Below are 21998 nucleotides of genomic sequence, written 5' to 3'. Positions count from 1 at the left end.
TCGCTGACTATAGACCCGCCACGTCGAGTGTTGCCAGTCAGGCAGGGCGTCCGACCAATGTCGGGGTATGGCCTTTGGCGCCAACAGCGCTAAACTCGGGGTGGCTGTCTTTCTTGTCCACCCTGGCTGGAATAATAAAATGAAAAATAATAATAGCCTGCTACGCCACTTACCCTGGCTGCTGCTGGCAATCGTAGGAGCGTGCGCCCTGGGCGTAGTGGCATTGCGCCGAGGCGAGGCGATCAACGCCTTGTGGATCGTGGTCGCCGCCGTGGCCATTTATCTGGTTGCGTACCGTTACTACAGTCTGTTCATCGCTAATAATGTGATGCAACTCGATCCGCGTCGGGCCACCCCCGCCGTGCTCAACAATGACGGTCTGGACTACGTTCCAACCAACAAACACATTCTCTTCGGTCACCACTTCGCGGCCATCGCCGGCGCGGGGCCTCTGGTCGGCCCGGTACTGGCGGCGCAGATGGGCTACCTGCCCGGTACGCTGTGGCTGATCGCCGGCGTGGTGCTGGCGGGCGCGGTGCAGGACTTCATGGTCCTGTTCATGTCGACCCGTCGCAACGGCCGTTCCCTGGGTGACATGGTGCGTGAAGAGATGGGCCGTATCCCCGGCACCATCGCGCTGTTCGGCTGCTTCCTGATCATGATCATCATCCTCGCGGTGCTGGCGCTGATCGTCGTCAAAGCTCTGGCCGAGAGCCCGTGGGGCATCTTCACCGTGATGGCGACCATCCCGATCGCGATGTTCATGGGCATCTACATGCGCTACATCCGTCCGGGCCGCATCGGCGAGATCTCGGTGATCGGCGTTGTTTTGCTGCTCGGTTCGATCTGGCTGGGCGGGCAGATTGCCGCTGACCCTGTATGGGCCAAGGCCTTCAGCTTTACCGGTGTGCAAATCACCTGGATGCTGATCGGTTACGGTTTTGTCGCGGCGGTACTGCCGGTCTGGCTGATCCTCGCCCCGCGTGACTATCTGTCCACGTTTCTCAAGATCGGCACCATCATCGCCCTGGCGATCGGCATCCTGGTCACCATGCCCGAGCTGAAAATGCCGGCGCTGACCCAGTTCGTCGACGGCACCGGCCCGGTGTGGAAGGGCGGCCTGTTCCCGTTCCTGTTCATCACCATCGCGTGCGGTGCGGTATCGGGTTTCCACGCGCTGATCTCGTCCGGCACCACGCCGAAGCTGCTGGATAACGAAACCAACGCCCGCTACATCGGTTACGGCGGCATGCTGATGGAATCGTTCGTGGCCATCATGGCCATGGTTGCGGCCTCGGTGATCGAGCCAGGCGTGTACTTCGCCATGAACAGCCCGGCCGCCGTGGTGGGCGGCGATGTGGTGGCGGTGGCGACCGCTGTCAGCAACTGGGGCTTTGCAATTACCCCGGAAGCCCTGCAAGCCGTGGCACATGACATCGGTGAAACCACCATTCTGGCCCGTGCCGGTGGTGCGCCGACCCTGGCGGTCGGTATCGCGCAGATCCTGCACAGTGTCCTGCCGGGTGAAAACACCATGGCGTTCTGGTACCACTTCGCGATCCTGTTCGAAGCGCTGTTCATCCTGACGGCCGTCGATGCCGGTACCCGTGCCGGTCGCTTCATGCTGCAGGACCTGCTCGGCTCCTTCGTACCGGCGCTGAAGCGTACCGAGTCCTGGACCGCCAACCTGATCGCCACCGCCGGTTGTGTGGCCATGTGGGGCTGGTTGCTGTATCAGGGCGTGATCGACCCGCTGGGTGGCATCAACACCTTGTGGCCGCTGTTCGGTATCTCCAACCAGATGCTGGCCGGTATCGCACTGATGCTCGGCACCGTGGTCCTGATCAAAATGAAGCGCCAGCGCTACATCTGGGTCACCCTGCTGCCGGCCGCCTGGCTGCTGATCTGCACCACGACCGCAGGCTTCATCAAGCTGTTCGACGCGAACCCGGCGATCGGCTTCCTGTCGCTGGCCAAGAAGTACAGCGATGCGCTGGCCGCAGGCCAGGTGCTCGCACCGGCCAAGAGCGTCGAGCAGATGCAGCACGTGATCTTCAACGCCTACACCAACGCTACATTGACCGCGCTGTTCCTGTTCGTGGTATTCAGCATCCTGTTCTATGCGCTCAAGGTCGGCATCGCCGCCTGGGGCAAAAAAGAGCGTACGGACAAAGAATCGCCATTCCAGGCCCTGCCGGACGCGTAACCAGAGGATTGCACCATGTTCAATGACCTGAGTCGCCTCGGTAAATACCTCGGTCAGGCCGCGCGCCTGATGGTCGGCATGCCCGACTACGACACGTACGTCGAGCATATGCAAACCAAACACCCGGACAAACCGGTGATGAGCTACGAGATGTTCTTTCGCGAACGTCAGGAAGCTCGTTACGGTGGCAAGGGTGGGCCGAAGTGCTGTTGATCTGACAGCCTTCGGTTGATGCAGTCCCCAACTGTGGGAGCGGGCTTGCTCGCGAAAGCGGTGTGTCATTGAGCAATGATGTCGACTGACACGACCCCCTTCGCGAGCAAGCCCGCTCCCACATTTGTTTTGTGTTGTTCATCAATTTTGTGAAGGGGATCGATGTTGTCTTCTCCAATACCCGTAACGGTGCTCAGCGGTTTCCTCGGCGCCGGCAAGACCACTTTGCTGCGCCATCTGTTGAAAGCCGAGCACGGCCTGAAAATCGCCGTGATCGAAAACGAATTCAGCGACGCCGGCATCGATACCCAATTGCTGGGCGACGAGCCGGTGCAAGTCATGACCCTGGCCAACGGCTGCGTCTGCTGCACCATCCACACCGACCTGACCAAAGCCCTGTACCTGCTGCTCGAACGGCTGGACAGCGGTGAAATCGCCTTCGATCGACTGGTCATCGAGTGCACCGGTCTGGCCGACCCGGCGCCAGTGGCACAGACGTTTTTCATCGACGAAGAACTGCGCGAGCGTTATCTGCTCGACGGCATCATCACCCTTGTCGACGCGGCTCACGCCGAGCTGCACCTGACCCAGACCATCGCCCAGGCGCAGATCGGTTTTGCCGACCGCTTGCTGGTGAGCAAGACCGATCTGGTGGACGAAGCCGCGTTCACCGCGCTTAGCGAACGCCTGACGCGCATCAATCGACGTGCGCCGATCCGTGTGGTCGAACACGGCAATATCGATCTGGCGGAATTGCTCGATGTACGCGGTTTCAACCTCAACGCTGATCTCGGTGGCGGCGTGAGTTTGCGCCCGGTGAGCAAGGCGCCGTCCATCGACCGGATTTCCAGCCTGGTGCTGCGCACCGATCAACCGCTGGATATCGATCAACTCAGCGAGTTCATGAATGAATTGCTGGAAGAGCACGGCAAGCAATTGCTGCGCTACAAAGGCGTGCTGAACATTGCGGGCGAAGATCGGCGGCTGGTGTTCCAGGGCGTGCTGAAACTCTACGGCTTCGACTGGGACACCGAGTGGGCCGAGGGTGAGGCGCGGGAAAGCGTGATTGTGTTTATCGCTGACGATTTGCCGGAAGAGAAAATCCGGGCGGGGTTTGCCAGGGTGGCTGCACAGCAAAACTGAATTTGTGAAGGCTCGAAAGGCCTCTTCGCGAGCAAGCCCGCTCCCACAGTAGAACGCATTCTGTCAGGAGGAATGCAGTTCATTGTGGGAGCGGGCTTGCTCGCGAAGGCGTTCTAACCAGCAACACAATATCCAGATTCTGAACCCAGCAACGTCTGCTCAAGGTGATCCAGATGCCGATTCATCAGCATGCCGGCTTTTGAAATATCTCCGCGCTCCACCGCCTCGACAATTTCAAGGTGCTCATCCCATGCGCAACATCTGTGCGTCTGCTTATCGCATCGCGCAATTGCCAGTGAGGTCAACGGCACCAGCGTGCCGAGAAAATGCGCCAACGGTGCATTCCGCGCCATCTTCGCCAACTGCAAATGAAACTCTCCAGACAGGCGAATCGCCGCCCCCCGTCGATCTTTATCCACGGCCTGGCGCTCGCGTTCGATCAAGGCGCGTAGACGTTTCAGATCATCAGCCTGCGCATGCTGACAAGCCAGTCGCACCAGCGTGGTCTCGGCCAGGCGTCGGGCGTGAAGGGCCTGGCGCGTCTGTTCGGCGTCCGGCGCAGCAACCCGTGGCCGATGGTTGGCCCGTAGCACGATGATCTGCTCGTGGGAAAGTTGGGTCAGCACCCGACGCACATCGGCGCGGCTGACACCGAACATCTGCTTCAGGCTCTCTTCGGTAAAACGGCTGGCGGCATCGAGGCGTTGTTCGAGGATCGCGTCGAACAGTCGCGGATAGAGGTCGTCCACCGGCGTTTGCAGGCGGGAGAAGGGCAGGGCCGCCGAGGTCGGGCGAGGGTGCGACGGCGTGGCAAGACTGTTCATGGCCGGTCTCCAGTGTGAGGCGTTTCAGTGGCTCAGGTTGTCATCCGGAATATTCAGCTCGATCCCCATGCGCTGGCCCTCGCGCAGGATATGCCGGCGCATTTCGGCGCTGGCCTGGGCGCTGTTCTTGCTGCGGATCGCGCGTACCACGGCTTCGTTTTCCTCAAGGCGTTCGGCCAGGTGCTCCGGCGAATTGCGCAGCACTTCGGCGCTTTGCTTGAGGGCATTGCTGGTCTGTTGCACCACGCTCTGGAAAATCGGGTTCGAGGTCAGGGTGAATAATTCCTCGTGGAAGGCGATGTAGGCGCTGACCCCGGCCTCGCTGTCGCCCGCTTCGAGGGCTTCGCGCATGTCCATCAAGGTCAGGCGCAGTTGCCCGACTTCCTTGCTGCTGATCGACTGCGCCACCAGACCGACAATGAATGGCTCGAGGGTGTAGCGCAGTTGCAGCACGTCCTCGAGGCTGGCGCCGGCCACTGCGCTGTCGTGGCTTTGGCTGTCACTGGCCTGGGTGTCGAGGACCACCACGCCTTTGCCCGGCATCGAGCGCACCAAGCCGAGGGTTTCCAGCACGATCACCGCTTCGCGCAGGCTCGGGCGGCTGATGCCCAGTTGTTCGGCCAGTTCGCGCTGACCCGGCAGCATCTCGCCGCAGCGCCACTGACCACGGGCCAGTGCGGCCCTGAGTTTTTCCACCACTGAGTTGACGACGGTTGATGTAGTAATCACGTGTTCGCTCCATGAGCCGTGCCTGCATTGGCGCAGGCACGGCGCTCATTCAGAATTCTTTGGCCGCCGCTTGAGCGACGTTTTTTCTCGGCTGAAAGTTATAGCCCTGCTCGCCGTTGAGCACCTTGTTCGCCCGCTGCACGTCGATGTCCTTTTCCCAGCGGGCGATGGCCACGGTGGCGACGCAGTTGCCGATCAGGTTGGTCAGCGCCCGGCCGATGCCCATGAACCAGTCCACCGCCAGCACCAGTACCAGACCGACCACCGGGATCGCCGGGATGGCCGTCAGCGTGGCCGCCAGAATCACCAGTGCCGACCCCGGAATGCCGTGGGCGCCTTTGGAGGTGATCAGCGATACCAGCAAAATCGTCAGCAGATCGGTCATGGCCAGCGGCGTACCGGTGGCGTTGGCGATGAACACGATGGCCAGGGTCAGGTAGATCGAAAAACCGTCGAGGTTGAACGAGTAACCGGTGGGAATCACCAGCCCGACGGTCGAGCTGCCGATGCCCAGATGTTCAAGCTTGCGCATGATTTGCGGCAGCACGGCGTCGGAGGAGGCGGTGCCCATGACGATCAGCAGTTCTTCGCGCAGGTACTTGAGCAGCGGCCACATGCGCAGGCCGGAGGCACGCATTACCAGACCGAGAATCACGCTGACGAACGCGATGCACGTCAGATAAAACAGGCCGACCAGACTGCCCAGGTGTTGCAGCGAATCGAGGCCATATTTGCTGGTGGTGAAGGCGATGGCGCCGAACACGCCGATCGGCGCCAGACGCACGATCATGCCCATGATCCGGAAGATCACATGGCTCAGCTCGTTGATCAGCCGCGAGATCCCGGAAGCCGCTTCACCCACCAGATTCAACGCGCTGCCGAACAGCACCGAGAACAGCAGCACTTGCAGGATGTTGTTGTCGGCAAAGGCGCCGAGCACCGACGTCGGGATCAGGTCCATCAGGAACTGGGTCGTGGTGTGCAGGTGCTGGCCGCGTTCGGCGATGTCGCCCATGTCGGCGGCGGACAGTTGCTCCAGATGGATATTGGCGCCGCTGCCGATCCCGGTGGTGAAGGCGAACACCAGACCGATCACCAGGGCGATGGTGGTCAGTACTTCGAAGTAGATCACCGACTTGAGACCGATGCGCCCGACCTTTTTCAGGTCGCCGGCGCCGCTGATGCCGCTGACCACCACGCAGAACACGATCAGACCGATGAGCATCTTGATCAGTTTGATGAAACCGTCGCCGAGCGGTTTGAGCTGGGCCGAGTATTCAGGAAGGGTCAGCCCGCAGACGATGCCGAGCATCAGTCCGAGAACCACTTGGAGGAAGATTGAACGCGAGCACCATCTGAGCATGGGAGGAATCCTGGTCGGTGTCCTGGCTGCCGTGCGCGGGGCGCATCAGATTCAGGACTTAATTATTGTGGTCTTACCGGTATGTCCAGTGCGGGTGCAGTCTAGGCCCTGTTTTTTACGGATCGCAAGTGAAAAGTGACGAATTGGCATGACCGGTCTGACCAGTTGGGCGCAATGCCCCGACCTTGAGCTATTTCCAGTTGGAAACTTTTTTGCGGACGAAAAAAAACCGGCCATCACTGGCCGGTTTTTCATGCTGCGTTTTTAACGTCGCAATTAAGCGCCGTATACCGGCAGTTTCTTGCAGATGGCTTTGACTTTCTCACGTACGGCGTCGATTACCGCTTCGTTGTTCAGGTCAGCCAGGATGTCGCAGATCCAGCCGGCCAGTTCCTTGCACTCAGCCTCTTTGAAGCCGCGAGTGGTCACAGCCGGAGTACCGAAGCGCAGGCCGGAGGTAACGAACGGGGAGCGTGGGTCGTTTGGCACGGAGTTCTTGTTCACGGTGATGAACGCTTTGCCCAGAGCGGCGTCGGCGTCTTTACCGGAGATTTCCTGCTTGATCAGCGACAGCAGGAACAGGTGGTTTTCAGTACCGCCGGAAACCACGTCGAAACCGCGCTCGATGAACACGCCGGCCATGGCCTGGGCGTTCTTCACCACTTGTTGCTGGTAAGCCTTGAACTCAGGTTGCAGTGCTTCCTTGAAGCAGATCGCTTTGGCGGCGATCACGTGCTCCAGCGGGCCACCCTGGGCGCCCGGGAATACGGCGGAGTTCAGCTTCTTCTCGATGTCGGCGTTGGCCTTGGCCAGGATCAGGCCGCCACGTGGACCGCGCAGGGTCTTGTGGGTGGTGGTGGTCACGACGTCAGCGAACGGAACCGGGTTCGGGTAGACGCCAGCGGCGACCAGACCGGCCACGTGAGCCATGTCGACGAACAGGTAGGCGCCCACCTTGTCGGCGATGGCGCGGAAGCGCGGGAAGTCGAGGATTTGCGAGTAGGCAGAGAAACCGGCCACGATCATTTTCGGCTTGTGTTCAACAGCCAGACGCTCGACTTCGTCGTAGTCGATCAGGCCGTTGGCGTCGATGCCGTACTGGATGGCGTTGTACAGCTTGCCGGAGGAGGAAACGCTGGCGCCGTGGGTCAGGTGACCACCGTGGGCCAGGCTCATGCCCAGGATGGTGTCACCGGCCGACAGCAGGGCCAGGTAAACAGCGGCGTTGGCTTGGGAGCCGGCGTGCGGTTGAACGTTGGCGTAGTCGGCGCCGAACAGCTCCTTGGCGCGGTCGATGGCCAGTTGCTCGACAACGTCGACGTACTCGCAACCACCGTAGTAGCGCTTGCCCGGGTAGCCTTCGGCGTACTTGTTGGTCAAAACCGAGCCTTGAGCTTCCATCACCGCTGGGCTGGTGTAGTTCTCCGAAGCGATCAGCTCGATGTGTTCTTCCTGGCGCTGGGCTTCTTGCTCCATGGCGGCAAAAAGATCGGCGTCGTACTTGGCAATAGTCAAATCACGGCTGAACATGGCGGTCCTCAAGGATCGGGGGCAGAAAAGGGGGGCATTCTAACCCATCGGGTTTTGGATGGCATATGAAACGACATCATGTCGCAGACAAGTGGCGTTCATGACCAGATATGTGGCGTCCGTGCCGGCCTTTTCGTTGACCAGCCGGTTCGCACAATAACCGAGGCCAGCCTGCGATTACGTGATCGACATCAATCCCTGTGGAAGCGAGCTCGCTCGCGAAGGCCGCGCCGCAGATCTTCAGTCGAACATGAACAGCGCATCATTGCTGAATTGCGCCTCGAAGCGAGTGGCCGGCATCGGCCGCCCGAACAGATAACCCTGAACTTCGTCGCAACCGTGCTCGCGCAGGAAGTCCAGCTGTTCATGGGTTTCCACACCCTCGGCGATTACCGCCAGATTCAGGCTGTGGGCCATGGCGATGATCGCCCGGGCGATCTGCGCGTCCTGCTCGCCGGACGGCAGGCCGTCGACGAAGGTGCGGTCGATCTTCAGCACATCGATCGGGAATTGCTTGAGGTAGTTCAGCGATGAGTAACCGGTGCCGAAGTCGTCGACTGCGATGCTCAGGCCCAGGTTCTTCAGGCCGGCCAGGATCTGCATCGCTTCGCTGACTTCGCGCATCAGGATACTTTCGGTCAGCTCCAGCTCCAGGCACGCCGGCGGCAGGCCGGTTTCCTTGAGGATGGTGGCGATCCGCGTGCCGAGCTGGCCGTCGGAGAACTGCCGGGCGGAAATGTTCACCGAGACCTTCGGCACGCGCACGCGGCTCTGGTGCCAGGTCTTGAGCTGACGGCAGGCCTCGCTGATGACCCAGTCGCCGACGTCCACCACCAGCCCGAGTTCTTCGAGCACCGGGATGAAATCCCCCGGCGGCACCAGCCCGCGACGCGGATGACGCCAGCGCAGCAGGGCTTCGGCACCGGTCAGGCGTTTGCCGTCGCCGCTGAACTGCGGTTGGTAATACAGCACGAATTCGTTCTGCTCCAGCGCGTGACGCAAGTCGCTTTCCAGTTCCAGACGCTCCAGCGCACTGGCGTTCATGTCGGCCTGATAGAACTGGAAGTTGTTCTTGCCGCGCTCCTTGGCGTGGTACATCGCGGTGTCGGCGTTCTTCATCAACTGGCTGAGTTCGTTGCCGTCCTGCGGGCTCAGGGCGATGCCGATACTGGCGGTGACGAAGAACTCGCGGCCCTCCAGCACGAACGGTCGCACCAGACTGCCAAGAATCTGCTCGGCGACATGTATCGCACGGTTCAGCGCCATCTCGCGGCTGGAGCGGTGTTGCAGCAGCAGGGTGAATTCGTCGCCGCCCATCCGCGCCACGGTGTCGTCATCGTCGACGCAGGCCAGCAACCGCGTGGCCATGTCCTTGAGCATGCGGTCGCCGGCGGCGTGACCGAGGGAGTCGTTGATCGGTTTGAAACGGTCGAGGTCGAGGAACATCAGCACCACCCACGACTTCTGCCGGTCGGCCGATTGCAGTGCGGTGTGCAGGCGATCCTGGAACAGCGTGCGGTTCGGCAAGTGGGTCAGGGCGTCGTAGTAGGCGAGGCGGTGAATCCGTTGCTCGCTGGCCTTGCGCTCGCTGATGTCGCTGAAGAAACACACATAACTGGCCAGATCGCCCTCGTCATCGAGCACCGCAGTGATGCCGACCCACGCCGGGTAGTGCTCGCCATTGCGGCGCTTGAGCCAGACTTCGCCTTCCCAGGTGCTGTGCTGATGCAACTGCTTGAGCACGTAGCGCAGGTGCGCGTCCTGCTGTTCGTCGACGGTCAGCATGTTCGGCAACTGGTCGAGCACTTCGCTCACCGCGTAGCCACTGACCCGGCTGAACGCCTCGTTGGCCTGGACGATGTAACCGGCCGGGTCGGTGATCAGGATCGCCGAGGTCGAATGCTCGAATACCGTAGCCGCCATGCGCAGATCTTTTTCGGCACGGCGTTGCTGGCTGATGTCGCGACCGACCCCGAGCACGCCTTCGAAGGCGCCGTGTTCGTCCCACACCAGCACCAGACGCAGTTCGATCGGGATCTTGCGGCCGTCGGCGCGCAGGCAGTCGAACAGGAACATCTGGGTCTGCACCTGGCTGCGCAGGGTTGCCAGTTGCTCGGGCTTGTCCAGGGCTTTGCTGACCCGGTCCATCAGGTGGTAGATGCCGTTGAGCTGCTGCGGGTTGGCGATGGTCGACTGCCAGCCGTTCTGGAAAATCCATTCGGCGTCGTAGCCCAGCACCGCTTGCACCGACGGGCTGACGTAGTTGAGCGAGAGTTTGCTGTCGGTAGAGAAGATCACGTCGCTGATGCTTTCGGCGAGCATCCGGTAGCGCTGTTCGCTGTCGCGCAACGATTCGCTGGCCTCGATCTGCTCGGTGATGTCCTTGGCCACGCCGATGATTCGCGTCACCTGATCGTGCTTGTCCCGGGCCAGCGCCTGTTCGCGGATATCGAAGCGCCGCCACTTGCCGTCGCGGTGGCGGAAACGCAACTGGCATTGCAGCAACTGGCTGTAGCCGGCGTGGCGCTGCATCTGCCGCGAGCGGTGATAGTAGTCGGCGTCTTCCGGGTGCAGGAGGATTTCCCAGAAGTATTCGCCCATCTGATGCAGTTCGGTGCGGTTGTAACCGAGGGTCTGGCCGAGGTGGTGGTTGCTGAAGATCATCCGCTGGCTGATCACATCCTGCACGTACAGGTGATCCGGCACGGTGCGCACCACGTCCGACCAGAAGCCTTCGCGTTCCAGCAGCGACAATTCGATCAGCTTGCGGCTGGTGATGTCGTTGATGCTCAGGATCACGGCCTGGTAATCGTGCTGTTCCTGAGGCAGGCGCAGCACCAGCCACAGATGCTGGTCGCGGCCATTGATGTCCGGCAGTTTGATTTCCAGTTCCAGCTGCTTTTGCTGCTGGAGCACGGCGTCGAGTACCTGATTGCCGATGGCGCACTGACTGTGCGGCTGACCGTCGATCAACAGTTGCCAGGCGTGGTCACAGGAATTGACGTTGAGCAGTTGCAGCGCGACCTGGTTGACCTCGGTGATCCGCAGTTCGTTAAGCAATTGCTGGCGCCGCGCCGGCTGGTCGAGCCAGGCCTTGAGCTGGTCGCTGGTCTGGATCTGGGCTTTCTCGAAAACCTGCTTGAGCCCCGAAAGATCCAGCACGCACAACGCCACGCCGGTGCCTTCGAAAATATCCTGATAACGCCGACGCCCTTCATGCACCTGACGCTGACGACGGCGCATGTTGAGCAACGCGATGAACGGCAGCAGCGACAGCGCCAGACCCAACAGGCATTTGCCGATGAACGCCGGCAGCAGTTGTTCGAGCACATGCTGGCGGTCGAACAGGCCGCGCAGTTGCCAGTCGCTGCTGCTCAGCGGCACGGTCAGCACACTGTTGGCCAGATCGTCCGGGGTCAGGACGCTGGTGCTGCCGATGGGCATTGCTTCGTCGCGACTGATGATCTGATGGTTGATGCGATTTTCCACCAGCCAGAGAGGACGGATGCCGGTTTCGCCCTGTTTGGTCAGTGCGCTGAAAAAGGTGGGTGTCAGCCGCAGTGCCCAGTAACCGCGAGTGTTGCCGCTGGCCTGATGCAGCAACAGATGCACCACGGAACCGTCGTCGGCGTTGCTGAAGTAGTGCGCCTGGGCGTGACTGCGGCGGACCAGATCGCTGAGGTAGTCGGCGTCCTTGCTGTCTGTGGCGCTGTCGCTGAGGATTTTTCCCGACGGGCTGAGCAAGGCCATGCTCTGCAGGTCAGGCAGCGATTTCTGCAGCTTGCGCAGCAATGCCTGTTGTTCGTCGGCGGACTGCGGCTGTTCGACGATCGGTAGCAGATTGAGGGCGATCTGCGCATTCAGCGACATGTTCAGGCTGACTTGCGAAGCGAGATCGGCCGTGTAGTCGATGGTGTACTGGCGCTGGTTTTTCTGGGTTTCACCCAGTTGGTCGAGCAGTTGCCAGAACAGCAGCGCCAGCAGCAACAGCACCAAAGTCGCCAGCGCGCCTTTCAATGTTCCGCGCAGGGACGAGCCGGGCGCCGGTTGGGTGCTGCTCACAGAGGCTGGCGGAGTGACGTTGGACAAGCTGTAATCCTGCGGTCTGGCTGGACTGGCGCGACGTGCACTATAAGCCGGACGCCCAAAGGGCGGCTAGCATGCCTTGAGTTGTGGCGAAGTGCCAGCCCCGCTCGGCTGGACTGCCTTCTGTCATTAAGGTAGCTTTGCCGGTTACGCGGGAGCGTTCCAGCTCCTAGACTTTCCGCGCGCACGCATTGATATCTTCCAGTGAACGACGCGCACGGTCTGGCCGGGCATTGCCTGTGTCCCAATCATTCATCAGTCACTGACCCAAGGTTCTCCATGGCTCAATACGTCTTCACCATGCATCGGCTGGGCAAAGTTGTTCCGCCGAAGCGGGAAATCCTGAAAAACATTTCGCTGTCCTTCTTCCCGGGCGCCAAGATCGGCGTCCTCGGCCTCAACGGTTCGGGTAAGTCCACGCTGCTGAAAATCATGGCCGGCGTCGACACCGAGTTCGAAGGCGAAGCACGCCCGATGCCGGAACTGAACATCGGTTACCTGCCGCAAGAGCCGCAACTGGATCCGACCAAGACCGTGCGTGAAGTGGTCGAGGAAGCGGTCAGCGTGATCAAGGATGCGCAAGCGCGTCTGGACGAGGTCTACGCCGCCTACGCCGACCCGGACGCCGACTTCGACAAGCTGGCCGCCGAACAGGCCAAGCTCGAAGCGATCCTGCAGGCCAGCGACGGTCACAACCTGGAGCGTCAACTGGAAGTCGCCGCCGATGCGCTGCGCCTGCCGGCCTGGGACGCCAGGGTCGAACACCTGTCCGGTGGTGAAAAACGTCGTGTGGCCCTGTGCCGTCTGCTGCTGTCCGCCCCGGACATGCTGCTGCTCGACGAACCGACCAACCACCTGGACGCCGACTCCGTTGCGTGGCTCGAACACTTCCTGCACGACTTCCCGGGCACTGTGGTCGCGATCACGCACGACCGTTACTTCCTGGACAACGTCGCCGGCTGGATTCTGGAACTCGACCGCGGCGCGGGCATTCCTTACGAGGGCAACTACTCGGGCTGGCTGGAAGCCAAGTCCGATCGTCTGGCCCAGGAATCCAAGCAGCAATCGGCTCACGAAAAAGCCATGAAGGAAGAACTGGAGTGGGTGCGCAAAGGCGCCAAGGCCCGTCAGTCGAAATCCAAGGCTCGTCTGCAACGCTTCGAAGAAATGCAGTCTCAGGAATTCCAGAAGCGTTCGGAAACCAACGAGATCTACATCCCGGCCGGTCCGCGCCTGGGCGACAAGGTCATCGAGTTCAAGAACGTCACCAAGGGCTACGGCGATCGCGTCCTGATCGACAACCTGTCGTTCTCCATGCCGAAGGGCGCCATCGTCGGCGTGATCGGCGGTAACGGTGCCGGTAAGTCGACCCTGTTCCGCATGCTGATGGGCAAGGAAACTCCGGACTCCGGCAGCATCGAGATCGGCGACACCGTGCAACTGGCCTGCGTCGACCAGAGCCGCGAAGACCTGGACGGCAGCAAGACCGTGTTCCAGCAGATCTCCGACGGTTCCGACCAGATCCGCATCGGCAACTACGAGATCCCGTCGCGTACCTACGTCGGTCGCTTCAACTTCAAGGGCGGCGATCAGCAGAAGTTCGTCAAGGACCTGTCCGGTGGTGAGCGCGGTCGTCTGCACCTGGCGCTGACCCTGAAGGAGGGCGGCAACGTCCTGCTGCTCGACGAACCGTCCAACGACCTCGACGTTGAAACCCTGCGTTCCCTGGAAGAAGCCCTGCTGGACTTCCCGGGCGCCGCCATTGTGATCTCTCACGATCGGTGGTTCCTTGACCGCGTCGCGACCCACATCCTGGCGTACGAAGACGACTCGCAAGCGGTGTTCTTCGAAGGCAACTACACCGAGTACGAAGCCGATCGCAAAAAGCGTCTCGGCGAAGCGGCGGCCCAGCCACACCGGGTACGCCACAAGAAACTGGCCTGATTACAGGTTGGTTGCATGAAAGAGCGGAGCCTTCGGGCTCCGCTTTTTTTTGCCTGCAATACTGCGCCGGCCTCATCGCTGGCAAGCCAGCTCCCACAATTTCTGCGGTGCTCACCCGTCCAAGGCAAGGCGCAAACTCTGTGGGAGCTGGCTTGCCAGCGATGGCGGATTAACAGTCGATGCAGGTCTGAAATTACAGCCTGTGTACTATTTGTTTTCATAAATGCGACATTTTATTCTGTTGCTGTGTACATATCGTTTGTTACAGTCCGGCTCAATCTCTTCCAACGACAACACATTTGCCGAGACTTTTCCCATGATCGAATCCGTCGAATCCTTCCTCGCCCGTCTGAAAAAACGCGATCCGGATCAGCCCGAATTCCACCAGGCCGTTGAAGAAGTCCTGCGCAGCCTGTGGCCGTTTCTCGAAGCCAATCCGCACTATCTGCCCTCGGGAATTCTGGAGCGCCTCTGCGAGCCGGAGCGGGCGGTGGTGTTCCGGGTGTCGTGGGTCGACGATCAGGGCAAGGTCCAGGTCAATCGCGGTTTCCGCATCCAGATGAACAGCGCCATCGGCCCGTACAAGGGCGGTTTGCGCTTCCACCCTTCGGTGAATCTGGGCGTGCTGAAATTCCTCGCCTTCGAGCAGACCTTCAAGAACGCCCTGACCTCGCTGCCCATGGGCGGCGGCAAGGGCGGTTCGGATTTCGATCCGAAGGGCAAGAGCGACGCCGAAGTCATGCGTTTCTGCCAGGCATTCATGAGCGAACTGTACCGGCACATCGGCGCCGACGTGGACGTGCCGGCCGGCGATATCGGTGTCGGCGCACGGGAGATCGGTTTTCTGTTCGGTCAGTACAAACGCCTGAGCAACCAGTTCACCAGCGTGCTGACCGGCAAGGGCATGACCTATGGCGGCAGCCTGATCCGCCCGGAAGCCACGGGTTTCGGTTGCGTGTACTTCGCCGAAGAAATGCTCAAGCGCCGCGAGCAGACCGTCGAAGGCAAGCGCGTGGCGATTTCCGGATCCGGCAACGTTGCACAATACGCCGCTCGCAAAGTGATGGACCTGGGCGGCAAGGTGATTTCCCTGTCCGACTCCGAAGGCACGCTGTATTGCGAAGCGGGTCTGAGCGAAGAGCAGTGGCTGGCGCTGCTGGAACTGAAGAACGTCAAGCGTGGGCGGATCAGCGAACTGGCGACGGCATTCGGCCTGGAGTTCCGCGCCGGTCAACTGCCATGGTCGTTGCCGTGCGATATCGCGCTGCCGTGCGCGACCCAGAACGAACTCGACGCCGAAGCTGCCCGCACCCTGCTGCGCAACGGCTGTGTGTGCGTGGCCGAGGGCGCGAACATGCCGACCACCCTTGAGGCTGTGGATATCTTTATCGAGGCGGGCATTCTGTTTGCGCCGGGCAAGGCATCGAATGCCGGCGGTGTGGCAGTCAGCGGCCTGGAAATGTCGCAGAATGCCATGCGCCTGTTGTGGACGGCGGGTGAGGTAGACAACAAGTTGCACGCGATCATGCAGTCGATCCACCACGCCTGTGTGCATTACGGTGAGGAAAACGGCCGGATCAACTACGTCAAAGGCGCGAACATCGCCGGGTTCGTCAAGGTCGCCGACGCGATGTTGGCGCAAGGAGTGGTTTAAGACAGGTCGATACGGATCACTTCGATCAGTTGATTACCGGCCGGACGCTGCCACAGCACTTCGTCGTTGAGTCGTGCGCCAAGCAGCGCGCGGCCCAGCGGTGAGGCCCAGTTGATCAGGCCGTTGGCGGCATCGGCCTGATCTTCGCCGACCAGTTGCACCCGACGCTCGGTGTTGTGTTCGTCGGCGTAGGTGACCCAACTGCCGATCTGCACCTTTTCGTTGGACGTCGGAGCTGGTGCGACCTGAGCGCTGCCGACCCGCTGATTGAAATAACGCAAATCCCGTTCGAGATCAGCCAGCCGCTGTTTGTCGGCCTGTTCGCCCTTTGCGGACTCTTCTGTGTGCAGCGCCTGCAGCTCGGCAACTTTCGCCTGCAACTGGGCAAGTCCTTGTGGCGTGACGTAATTGGGCTGCGTGCTGATCTGCCGTTCGACTGGCTGATCGGCTTGCGCAGCGGCGTTGTCTTCGTTGACGAAGGCGCGACTCATGATGGGCTCCTGTTACAACCGTTGGGCCATGGTCGCAGGCATTTGGTTTCACCGGATGTCTGGAAACGACCTACTGCGAACGATAGGCCCGCGCGGCACCCTGGTCCTTTTCCTGCTGCCAGGCGCGTTCGCGTTCGTCCCAGTGTTCGTTGCGATACTGTTCGCGATCCTTGTTTTCCAGCATCGCCTGACACTGCCGGAAACCGTCGCTCCAGCCTTCGGCGTATTGCTTGTCCTTGAGATAACGCGGCACGTTCTTGCGAAACTCGCCGCTGATCGAGCCGGCTGCCTGACGACCGCTGATGCAACCGTCATCGAAACCGTCGGCGAACGCCGGTGGATAACCTTTGGCAATCAGGTCTTCGTGGGTGCTCTGACAGCCACCCAGCAACAGCAACACGCCCACAAACCCCGCACACCGCCACATCACACTCTCCCGGGCCGTCAAACGGCTGATAGGGAAAGTCTAGAAGCGGATTCGTCGATGGGGCGTGAAAGAAAGATCAAAACCTCAGTAGTGATACCACTTCACTTCCAGCATCACCTCGGTCTCCGGCGTTGCCAGATGGCTGAACTCGCGCTGGGCACTCAGGCGCAAGCCGAGGTTGCGCGACAATTCCCACTGCTGGTTCAGACTCAGACTGCGGCGCACTTCACCATTGAAGAAGTAATCGCCCTTGGCCTCCACACTGAGATTGCCCAACGGGTTCTTCCAAAGCACGCCGGTATTGAAACCGCCTGCCGGGGAAACGAATTCGGCGAAATCATTGTTGTGTTCAACGCGCACCGTGCCGAGGGCAAAACCGAGCACATCGTCACCCAGCGCCCAGGTTCCGCCACCGCCGCCATTGACGTGGCTGACCAGGTTTTCGTCGTCATGCTTGCCCGGTACACGTTCAAGGCCACCGGTAACTTGCCACGACAGCGGCTGCAACAGCGCATTGCGCGGCGTCAGCGAGCGGATGGTCGCCAGATCCAGCTGCTGGAATTGCCAGTGATTGCCTTCGTACTGGCGCAGCTTCATCTGCAGGATTTCGATCTGCGCGCCGAGGGGGAAACTTTCGGCGTTGTCGTTGAGATCGTGATAGGCCATGCGCAAGCCGTACTCGCCGAACGCACGGTCTCCGCGCGTGCCGAGACCGGCCTGCCAGGTGCGCGATTCGTGGCCGTCTTCGGGCAGGCCCGGTTGTGGGATTTGCAGCTCCGGCGCCGGGTTCTTGTTGATCGCCCGCAGCAGTTCGAAACTGCGCTGCGCTCGCTGTGGATCACGCTCCTGGCCGTTGGCGCGGTAGCGTTCCAGCCGATACGCGGCGTCGATGATCAGCGCTTGGCGGTCGCGGGGCAGGGCCTGGAAGGCTGGATCCTGCAAATGCTGCTGGTCGGCGCTGACTTTCTGTACCCAGTCTTGTTCTTGGCCGGTCAGTGGCTCGGCGCGGCTGAGCAATTCACGCTCGCGGGAAGGGCGGTATTCGATGCTCTCTACCAGCCCGGACTCCTTTACCGCCTTGACGGTGTCGGTGGGGATCGCCGTCAGCGGGAACTGTTCTGTCAGGCGCAGGCTCGGGCGTGCCACCTGCAACAGTTCGAGCAGGCGATAGGAACAGTTTTCGTCGAAGAAGAAATAGTCGAACTGAATCTGCTTCAACTCCCACACATGCTCGACCATGCGTGCGGTTTCTGCTTGCGTCAGGTTGAGCCGGTACTCCCACAGGTCGCGGTTTTCCAGGCTGCGGTATTCCGAGAGTTTTTCCTGATAGGGCACCAGTGCGAACAGCCCCGGATAACCGCCCATCAGGCCTTTCCAGGCGTAAAGAATGCTGTTGTCCGAACCTTCGATGTAGGCGCCGAAGTTGATCGCGTAACTGAGCAGCGACGTCTTGTCGCTCTGTACGTCAGCCTGGTCGATACGCAGCAGGGTGTGACCGAACATCGACGACGGGCTGTTGAGATAGGCCGCCGGGAAAATCATCACCGCGCTGTGGGGCGAGACGTCCTTGAACCACTTCTTGAATTCGCTGCAGTCCGGTGTCGGCAGGTCGGTCAGGTTGAGTTGATCTTTCAGCCAGCGGGTGCGTGCCGGGTAGACGCACTGGGCGTGTTGCTCACCGAGACGGGCGGGGGCGTACAGCGCTTGCACGGTGGCGGCCAGTTCATGGTCGGGGTGTTCGTTGCCATCGGGAGCGAGGAAGAATTTTTTGTCGCTGACGTAGCTGCGCCAGCCACCGAGCTTGGCGGTTTCGTAATGACCGAGGGAAATCCAGAAGCGGTCGCTGGCCAGTTGCTGCAAACGTTGAGGGTCGATGTGAGGCGCGGCGGACAGCGGGGCGCAGACACACAGCGCCAGCCAGGCAAGGCGTTTGAGCATAGGTGGCAACTTAAGTCGAAAGAAACAAAAGACCCAAGGAAGGGCGGGCCGAAAAAATAAAACCCGCTTCCCGAAAGAAGCGGGTGGGGCCGAGCTTAAGCCTGAGTGGCGTACTTGGCCAGACGAGGGTCTGCTTTCAGCACGGCCAGGGTGTTGGTATGCACGTCTTCGGCAGTCACGTCAGCCTTGCTGAAGATCTGCTGAAAGTGCTCGTGAGTGACGGCGGCGAAGTGCGCACGGTCTTCCGGCGCCACGCCCAGTACCACGGCATAGGTCGTCAGCGCTTCGCCGTTGCCTTTTGCCATGTCTTCGGACAGCTCGTTCATCATGCCATTCATGGCAAACCAGGATTTGCCGCCATAGGTCAGCGAGGCGTTGGTGGAGCAACCGTTGGTACCGGATGTCATGCCGAACGTGGCGTTGCCGGAGGTGCCGTTGGTGGTGGATGCCAGGAAGTGAGCCGGAGTGCCACGCTGACCTTCGAACAGCATGTTGCCCCAGCCGCAATCCGGGCCGCCTGGAGCTTGCGCCATTGCGTTGATGGATACAGCGGTGAAGAGAGTACCGAGAAGAATCCGTTTCATAGCTTTGTTCTCTTTGTGTGCATACCAATGGACAGGGTTCTGGCCCCCAAGCTCTGTACGAAACAGATCCAGACGAAGCCAGTGGGCCGGTATTAGTTCCAGCCGCGCAGTTTGGAGTTTAGGCACGTTCCGAGGGTTCCGTGAGTTTTTGCACAATATTTGGAATAAACCCCGGTTTCACGGGACCGGGCCGCGGGCAGGGCGGCTGTCTATGCTTTGTGTCGTGTGGCGCGCCTTGCCAGTGGGGCTCGGGCAGCGCCAGAATGCCGCTATCTGCCCCGCCTGATTGTTAAGGAAGTCCGATGCCTGATCCTGTTGCTGCCAGCTTGCGTCTAGCGCCCGAAGCGCTGACCCGTCCGTTTTCCGCTGAACAGTTCAGCTTCACTACCACCAATGATCTGGAGCCCTTTCGCGGTGTGCTTGGCCAGGAACGTGCGGTCGAAGCCTTGCAGTTCGGTGTGGCCATGCCACGCCCCGGTTACAACGTATTCGTCATGGGCGAGCCCGGCACCGGCCGTTTCTCGTTCGTCAAACGCTACCTGAAGGCCGAAGGCAAACGCCTGCAGACCCCGGCGGACTGGGTCTACGTCAACAATTTCGATGAGCCGCGCGAACCCCGCGCCCTGGAATTGCCATCGGGCAGCGCCGGTGCCTTCATCGGCGACATCAACGGCCTGATCGACAACCTGCTGGCGACCTTTCCTGCGGTGTTCGAACACCCGTCCTACCAGCAGAAGAAGAGCGCCATCGACCGCGCCTTCAATCAGCGCTACGACAAGGCACTGGACGTCATCGAACGTCTGGCCCTGGAAAAAGACGTCGCCCTGTACCGCGACAGCAGCAACATCGCCTTCACCCCGATGCTTGAGGGCAAGGCGCTGGACGAAGCCGAATTCGCCCAGTTGCCGGAAGCCGAGCGCGAACGCTTTCACGACGATATTTCCGGCCTCGAAGAACGCCTGAACGAAGAATTGGCGAGCCTGCCGCAGTGGAAACGCGAATCGAGCAACCAACTGCGTCAGCTCAATGAAGAAACCATCACCCTGGCCTTGCAGCCTTTGCTCGCACCGCTGTCGGAGAAGTACGCGGAAAACGCGGCCGTCTGCGGTTACCTGCAAGCGATGCAGGTGTATCTGCTGAAAACCGTGGTCGAGCAATTGGTCGATGACAGCAAGACCGATGCGGTCGCGCGCAAGCTGCTGGAAGAACAATACGCGCCGAGCCTGGTGGTCGGTCATCCACACAGTGGCGGTGCACCGGTGGTATTTGAGCCGCATCCGACCTACGAAAACCTGTTCGGCCGCATCGAATACACCACCGATCAAGGCGCGCTCTACACCACCTATCGTCAGTTGCGTCCGGGTGCGCTGCACCGCGCAAACGGTGGTTTCCTGATCCTCGAAGCGGAAAAAATGCTCGGCGAGCCATTCGTATGGGATGCGCTCAAGCGCGCCCTGCAATCGCGCAAGCTGAAAATGGAATCGCCGCTGGGCGAGATGGGGCGTTTCGCTACCATGACGCTCAACCCACAGTTCATTCCGTTGAATGTCAAAGTGATCATCATTGGCGCGCGTCAGCTGTACTACACGCTGCAGGACCTCGATCCGGACTTCCAGGAGATGTTCCGTGTTCTGGTGGATTTCGACGAAGACATCCCGATGGTCGACGAGAGTCTGGAGCAGTTTGCCCAGTTGCTGAAAACCCGTACTTCGGAAGAAGGCATGGCGCCGCTGACCGCCGACGCGGTGGCGCGTCTGGCGACTTACAGCGCGCGTCTGGCCGAGCATCAGGGGCGGTTGTCGGCGCGGATCGGCGATCTGTTCCAGCTGGTCAGCGAGGCGGATTTCATTCGTCACCTGGCCAGCGATGAAATGACCGACGCGGGCCACATCGAACGCGCCCTGAAGGCCAAGGCTACCCGCACCGGCCGTGTGTCGGCACGGATTCTCGACGACATGCTGGCAGGGATCATCCTGATCGACACCGACGGCGCGGCGGTCGGCAAGTGCAACGGCCTGACCGTGCTCGAAGTCGGTGACTCGGCGTTCGGGGTGCCGGCGCGGATTTCCGCCACGGTCTACCCGGGCGGCAGCGGCATCGTCGACATCGAGCGCGAGGTCAACCTCGGTCAGCCGATTCACTCCAAGGGCGTGATGATTCTCACCGGGTATCTGGGCAGCCGTTACGCCCAGGAATTCCCGCTGGCGATTTCCGCCAGCATCGCGCTGGAGCAGTCCTACGGCTACGTCGATGGCGACAGTGCGTCGCTGGGCGAGGCGTGCACGCTGATTTCGGCCTTGTCGAAAACCCCGCTCAAGCAGTGTTTTGCCATCACCGGATCGATCAACCAGTTCGGCGAAGTGCAGGCGGTGGGTGGGGTCAACGAGAAGATCGAAGGCTTTTTCCGTCTCTGTGAAGCACGTGGACTGACAGGTGAGCAAGGCGCAATCATTCCTCACGCCAACGTCGCCACGCTGATGCTCGACGAGAAAGTGTTGGCTGCAGTGCGTGCAGGGCAGTTCCATGTTTATGCGGTGCGTCAGGCAGATGAAGCGCTGAGCCTGCTGGTGGGTGAGCCTGCCGGTGAGCCGAACGAGAATGGCGAGTTCCCGGAAGGCAGCGTCAACGCGCGCGTGGTGGAGCGTCTGCGGGTGATTGCCGAAATGATCAGCGAAGAAGACCTGAAAGAGGCCGAGAAGGAACTGGCGCAGGAGGCGCTGGCCGAGGCCAAGCCGGCGTAAGCCAGGCTGCAGAACATAAATGGGAGCCTTGTGCTCCCATTTTGTTTTGTCGCGAACGTCGGCAAAAGTGCCATCACTCTGGCGTCAATATTCACACAATGACCATTCGGCGCCTTCTGGTTCTG

General features: G+C 60.8%; 15 protein-coding genes. 6 read left to right on the top strand and 9 right to left on the bottom strand.

Annotation, left to right across the window (positions count from 1 at the left end; all coding sequences use genetic code 11):
• Window positions 1–139: 139 nt before the first annotated feature.
• The 3 genes from C6Y56_RS24720 to yjiA all read left to right on the top strand — a co-directional run bounded on the left by C6Y56_RS24720 (window position 140) and on the right by yjiA (window position 3562).
• On the top strand, window positions 140–2206 hold the full coding sequence (locus C6Y56_RS24720; RefSeq protein ID WP_169431999.1) for a carbon starvation CstA family protein: 2067 nt from the start codon (window positions 140–142) through the stop codon (window positions 2204–2206).
• 15 nt (window positions 2207–2221) lie between these two features.
• Window positions 2222–2419 carry a YbdD/YjiX family protein gene (locus C6Y56_RS24715; protein ID WP_003228401.1) on the top strand — a complete coding sequence of 66 codons (198 nt, stop codon included), beginning with the start codon at window positions 2222–2224 and terminating at the stop codon, window positions 2417–2419.
• A gap of 162 nt (window positions 2420–2581) precedes the next feature.
• Window positions 2582–3562 carry a GTPase gene (gene yjiA, locus C6Y56_RS24710; protein WP_169431998.1) on the top strand — a complete coding sequence of 327 codons (981 nt, stop codon included), beginning with the start codon at window positions 2582–2584 and terminating at the stop codon, window positions 3560–3562.
• 113 nt (window positions 3563–3675) lie between these two features.
• Here the strand turns inward: yjiA and C6Y56_RS24705 are convergent, their stop codons facing one another.
• The 5 genes from C6Y56_RS24705 to C6Y56_RS24685 form a co-directional block, all read right to left on the bottom strand.
• Complete coding sequence (locus tag C6Y56_RS24705) at window positions 3676–4386, bottom strand: GntR family transcriptional regulator (protein WP_169431997.1); 711 nt, start codon at window positions 4384–4386, stop codon at window positions 3676–3678.
• A 24-nt stretch (window positions 4387–4410) separates the two neighbouring features.
• On the bottom strand, window positions 4411–5115 hold the full coding sequence (locus C6Y56_RS24700) for a FadR/GntR family transcriptional regulator (protein ID WP_169431996.1): 705 nt from the start codon (window positions 5113–5115) through the stop codon (window positions 4411–4413).
• Between the two features lie 49 nt (window positions 5116–5164).
• Window positions 5165–6478, bottom strand: a complete 1314-nt coding sequence (locus tag C6Y56_RS24695) for a C4-dicarboxylate transporter DctA (RefSeq protein ID WP_169431995.1) — start codon at window positions 6476–6478, stop codon at window positions 5165–5167.
• A gap of 276 nt (window positions 6479–6754) precedes the next feature.
• Window positions 6755–8008: a serine hydroxymethyltransferase gene (glyA, locus tag C6Y56_RS24690; RefSeq protein ID WP_007950978.1), complete on the bottom strand. Its 1254-nt coding sequence runs from the start codon at window positions 8006–8008 to the stop codon at window positions 6755–6757.
• Between the two features lie 240 nt (window positions 8009–8248).
• Window positions 8249–12097: a bifunctional diguanylate cyclase/phosphodiesterase gene (locus C6Y56_RS24685; protein WP_169431994.1), complete on the bottom strand. Its 3849-nt coding sequence runs from the start codon at window positions 12095–12097 to the stop codon at window positions 8249–8251.
• Window positions 12098–12373: 276 nt separating this feature from the next.
• Between C6Y56_RS24685 and ettA the strand changes: the two genes are divergently transcribed.
• Together ettA and gdhA are read left to right on the top strand one after the other, a co-directional pair.
• Entirely contained in the window at window positions 12374–14038 is a 1665-nt protein-coding gene (gene ettA, locus C6Y56_RS24680; protein ID WP_169431993.1) for an energy-dependent translational throttle protein EttA, read from the top strand.
• Between the two features lie 316 nt (window positions 14039–14354).
• Window positions 14355–15692, top strand: coding sequence for an NADP-specific glutamate dehydrogenase (gene gdhA, locus C6Y56_RS24675; protein ID WP_169431992.1), 1338 nt, complete (start codon window positions 14355–14357; stop codon window positions 15690–15692).
• Here gdhA and C6Y56_RS24670 read toward each other — a convergent pair.
• The 4 genes from C6Y56_RS24670 to C6Y56_RS24655 form a co-directional block, all read right to left on the bottom strand.
• A complete protein-coding gene (locus tag C6Y56_RS24670) occupies window positions 15689–16183 on the bottom strand; it encodes a GreA/GreB family elongation factor (RefSeq protein ID WP_169431991.1) in 495 nt (164 codons plus the stop codon). The two genes, gdhA and C6Y56_RS24670, sit on opposite strands and share 4 nt — an antisense overlap.
• Before the next feature lie 70 nt (window positions 16184–16253).
• Complete coding sequence (locus tag C6Y56_RS24665) at window positions 16254–16610, bottom strand: hypothetical protein (RefSeq protein WP_169431990.1); 357 nt, start codon at window positions 16608–16610, stop codon at window positions 16254–16256.
• A gap of 84 nt (window positions 16611–16694) precedes the next feature.
• Window positions 16695–18548 carry an Lnb N-terminal periplasmic domain-containing protein gene (locus C6Y56_RS24660; protein WP_169431989.1) on the bottom strand — a complete coding sequence of 618 codons (1854 nt, stop codon included), beginning with the start codon at window positions 18546–18548 and terminating at the stop codon, window positions 16695–16697.
• 95 nt (window positions 18549–18643) lie between these two features.
• Entirely contained in the window at window positions 18644–19132 is a 489-nt protein-coding gene (locus tag C6Y56_RS24655) for a DUF3015 domain-containing protein (RefSeq protein WP_007950971.1), read from the bottom strand.
• Window positions 19133–19434: 302 nt separating this feature from the next.
• On the opposite strand from C6Y56_RS24655, the gene C6Y56_RS24650 reads away from it, so the two are divergent.
• On the top strand, window positions 19435–21873 hold the full coding sequence (locus C6Y56_RS24650; RefSeq protein WP_169431988.1) for a Lon protease family protein: 2439 nt from the start codon (window positions 19435–19437) through the stop codon (window positions 21871–21873).
• The last annotated feature ends 125 nt before the right edge of the window (window positions 21874–21998 follow it).

Origin of the sequence: Pseudomonas fluorescens, assembly GCF_012974785.1 — a bacterium.
GTDB lineage: Bacteria > Pseudomonadota > Gammaproteobacteria > Pseudomonadales > Pseudomonadaceae > Aquipseudomonas > Aquipseudomonas fluorescens_BT.
This window is presented reverse-complemented; position numbering and strand designations above follow the sequence as displayed.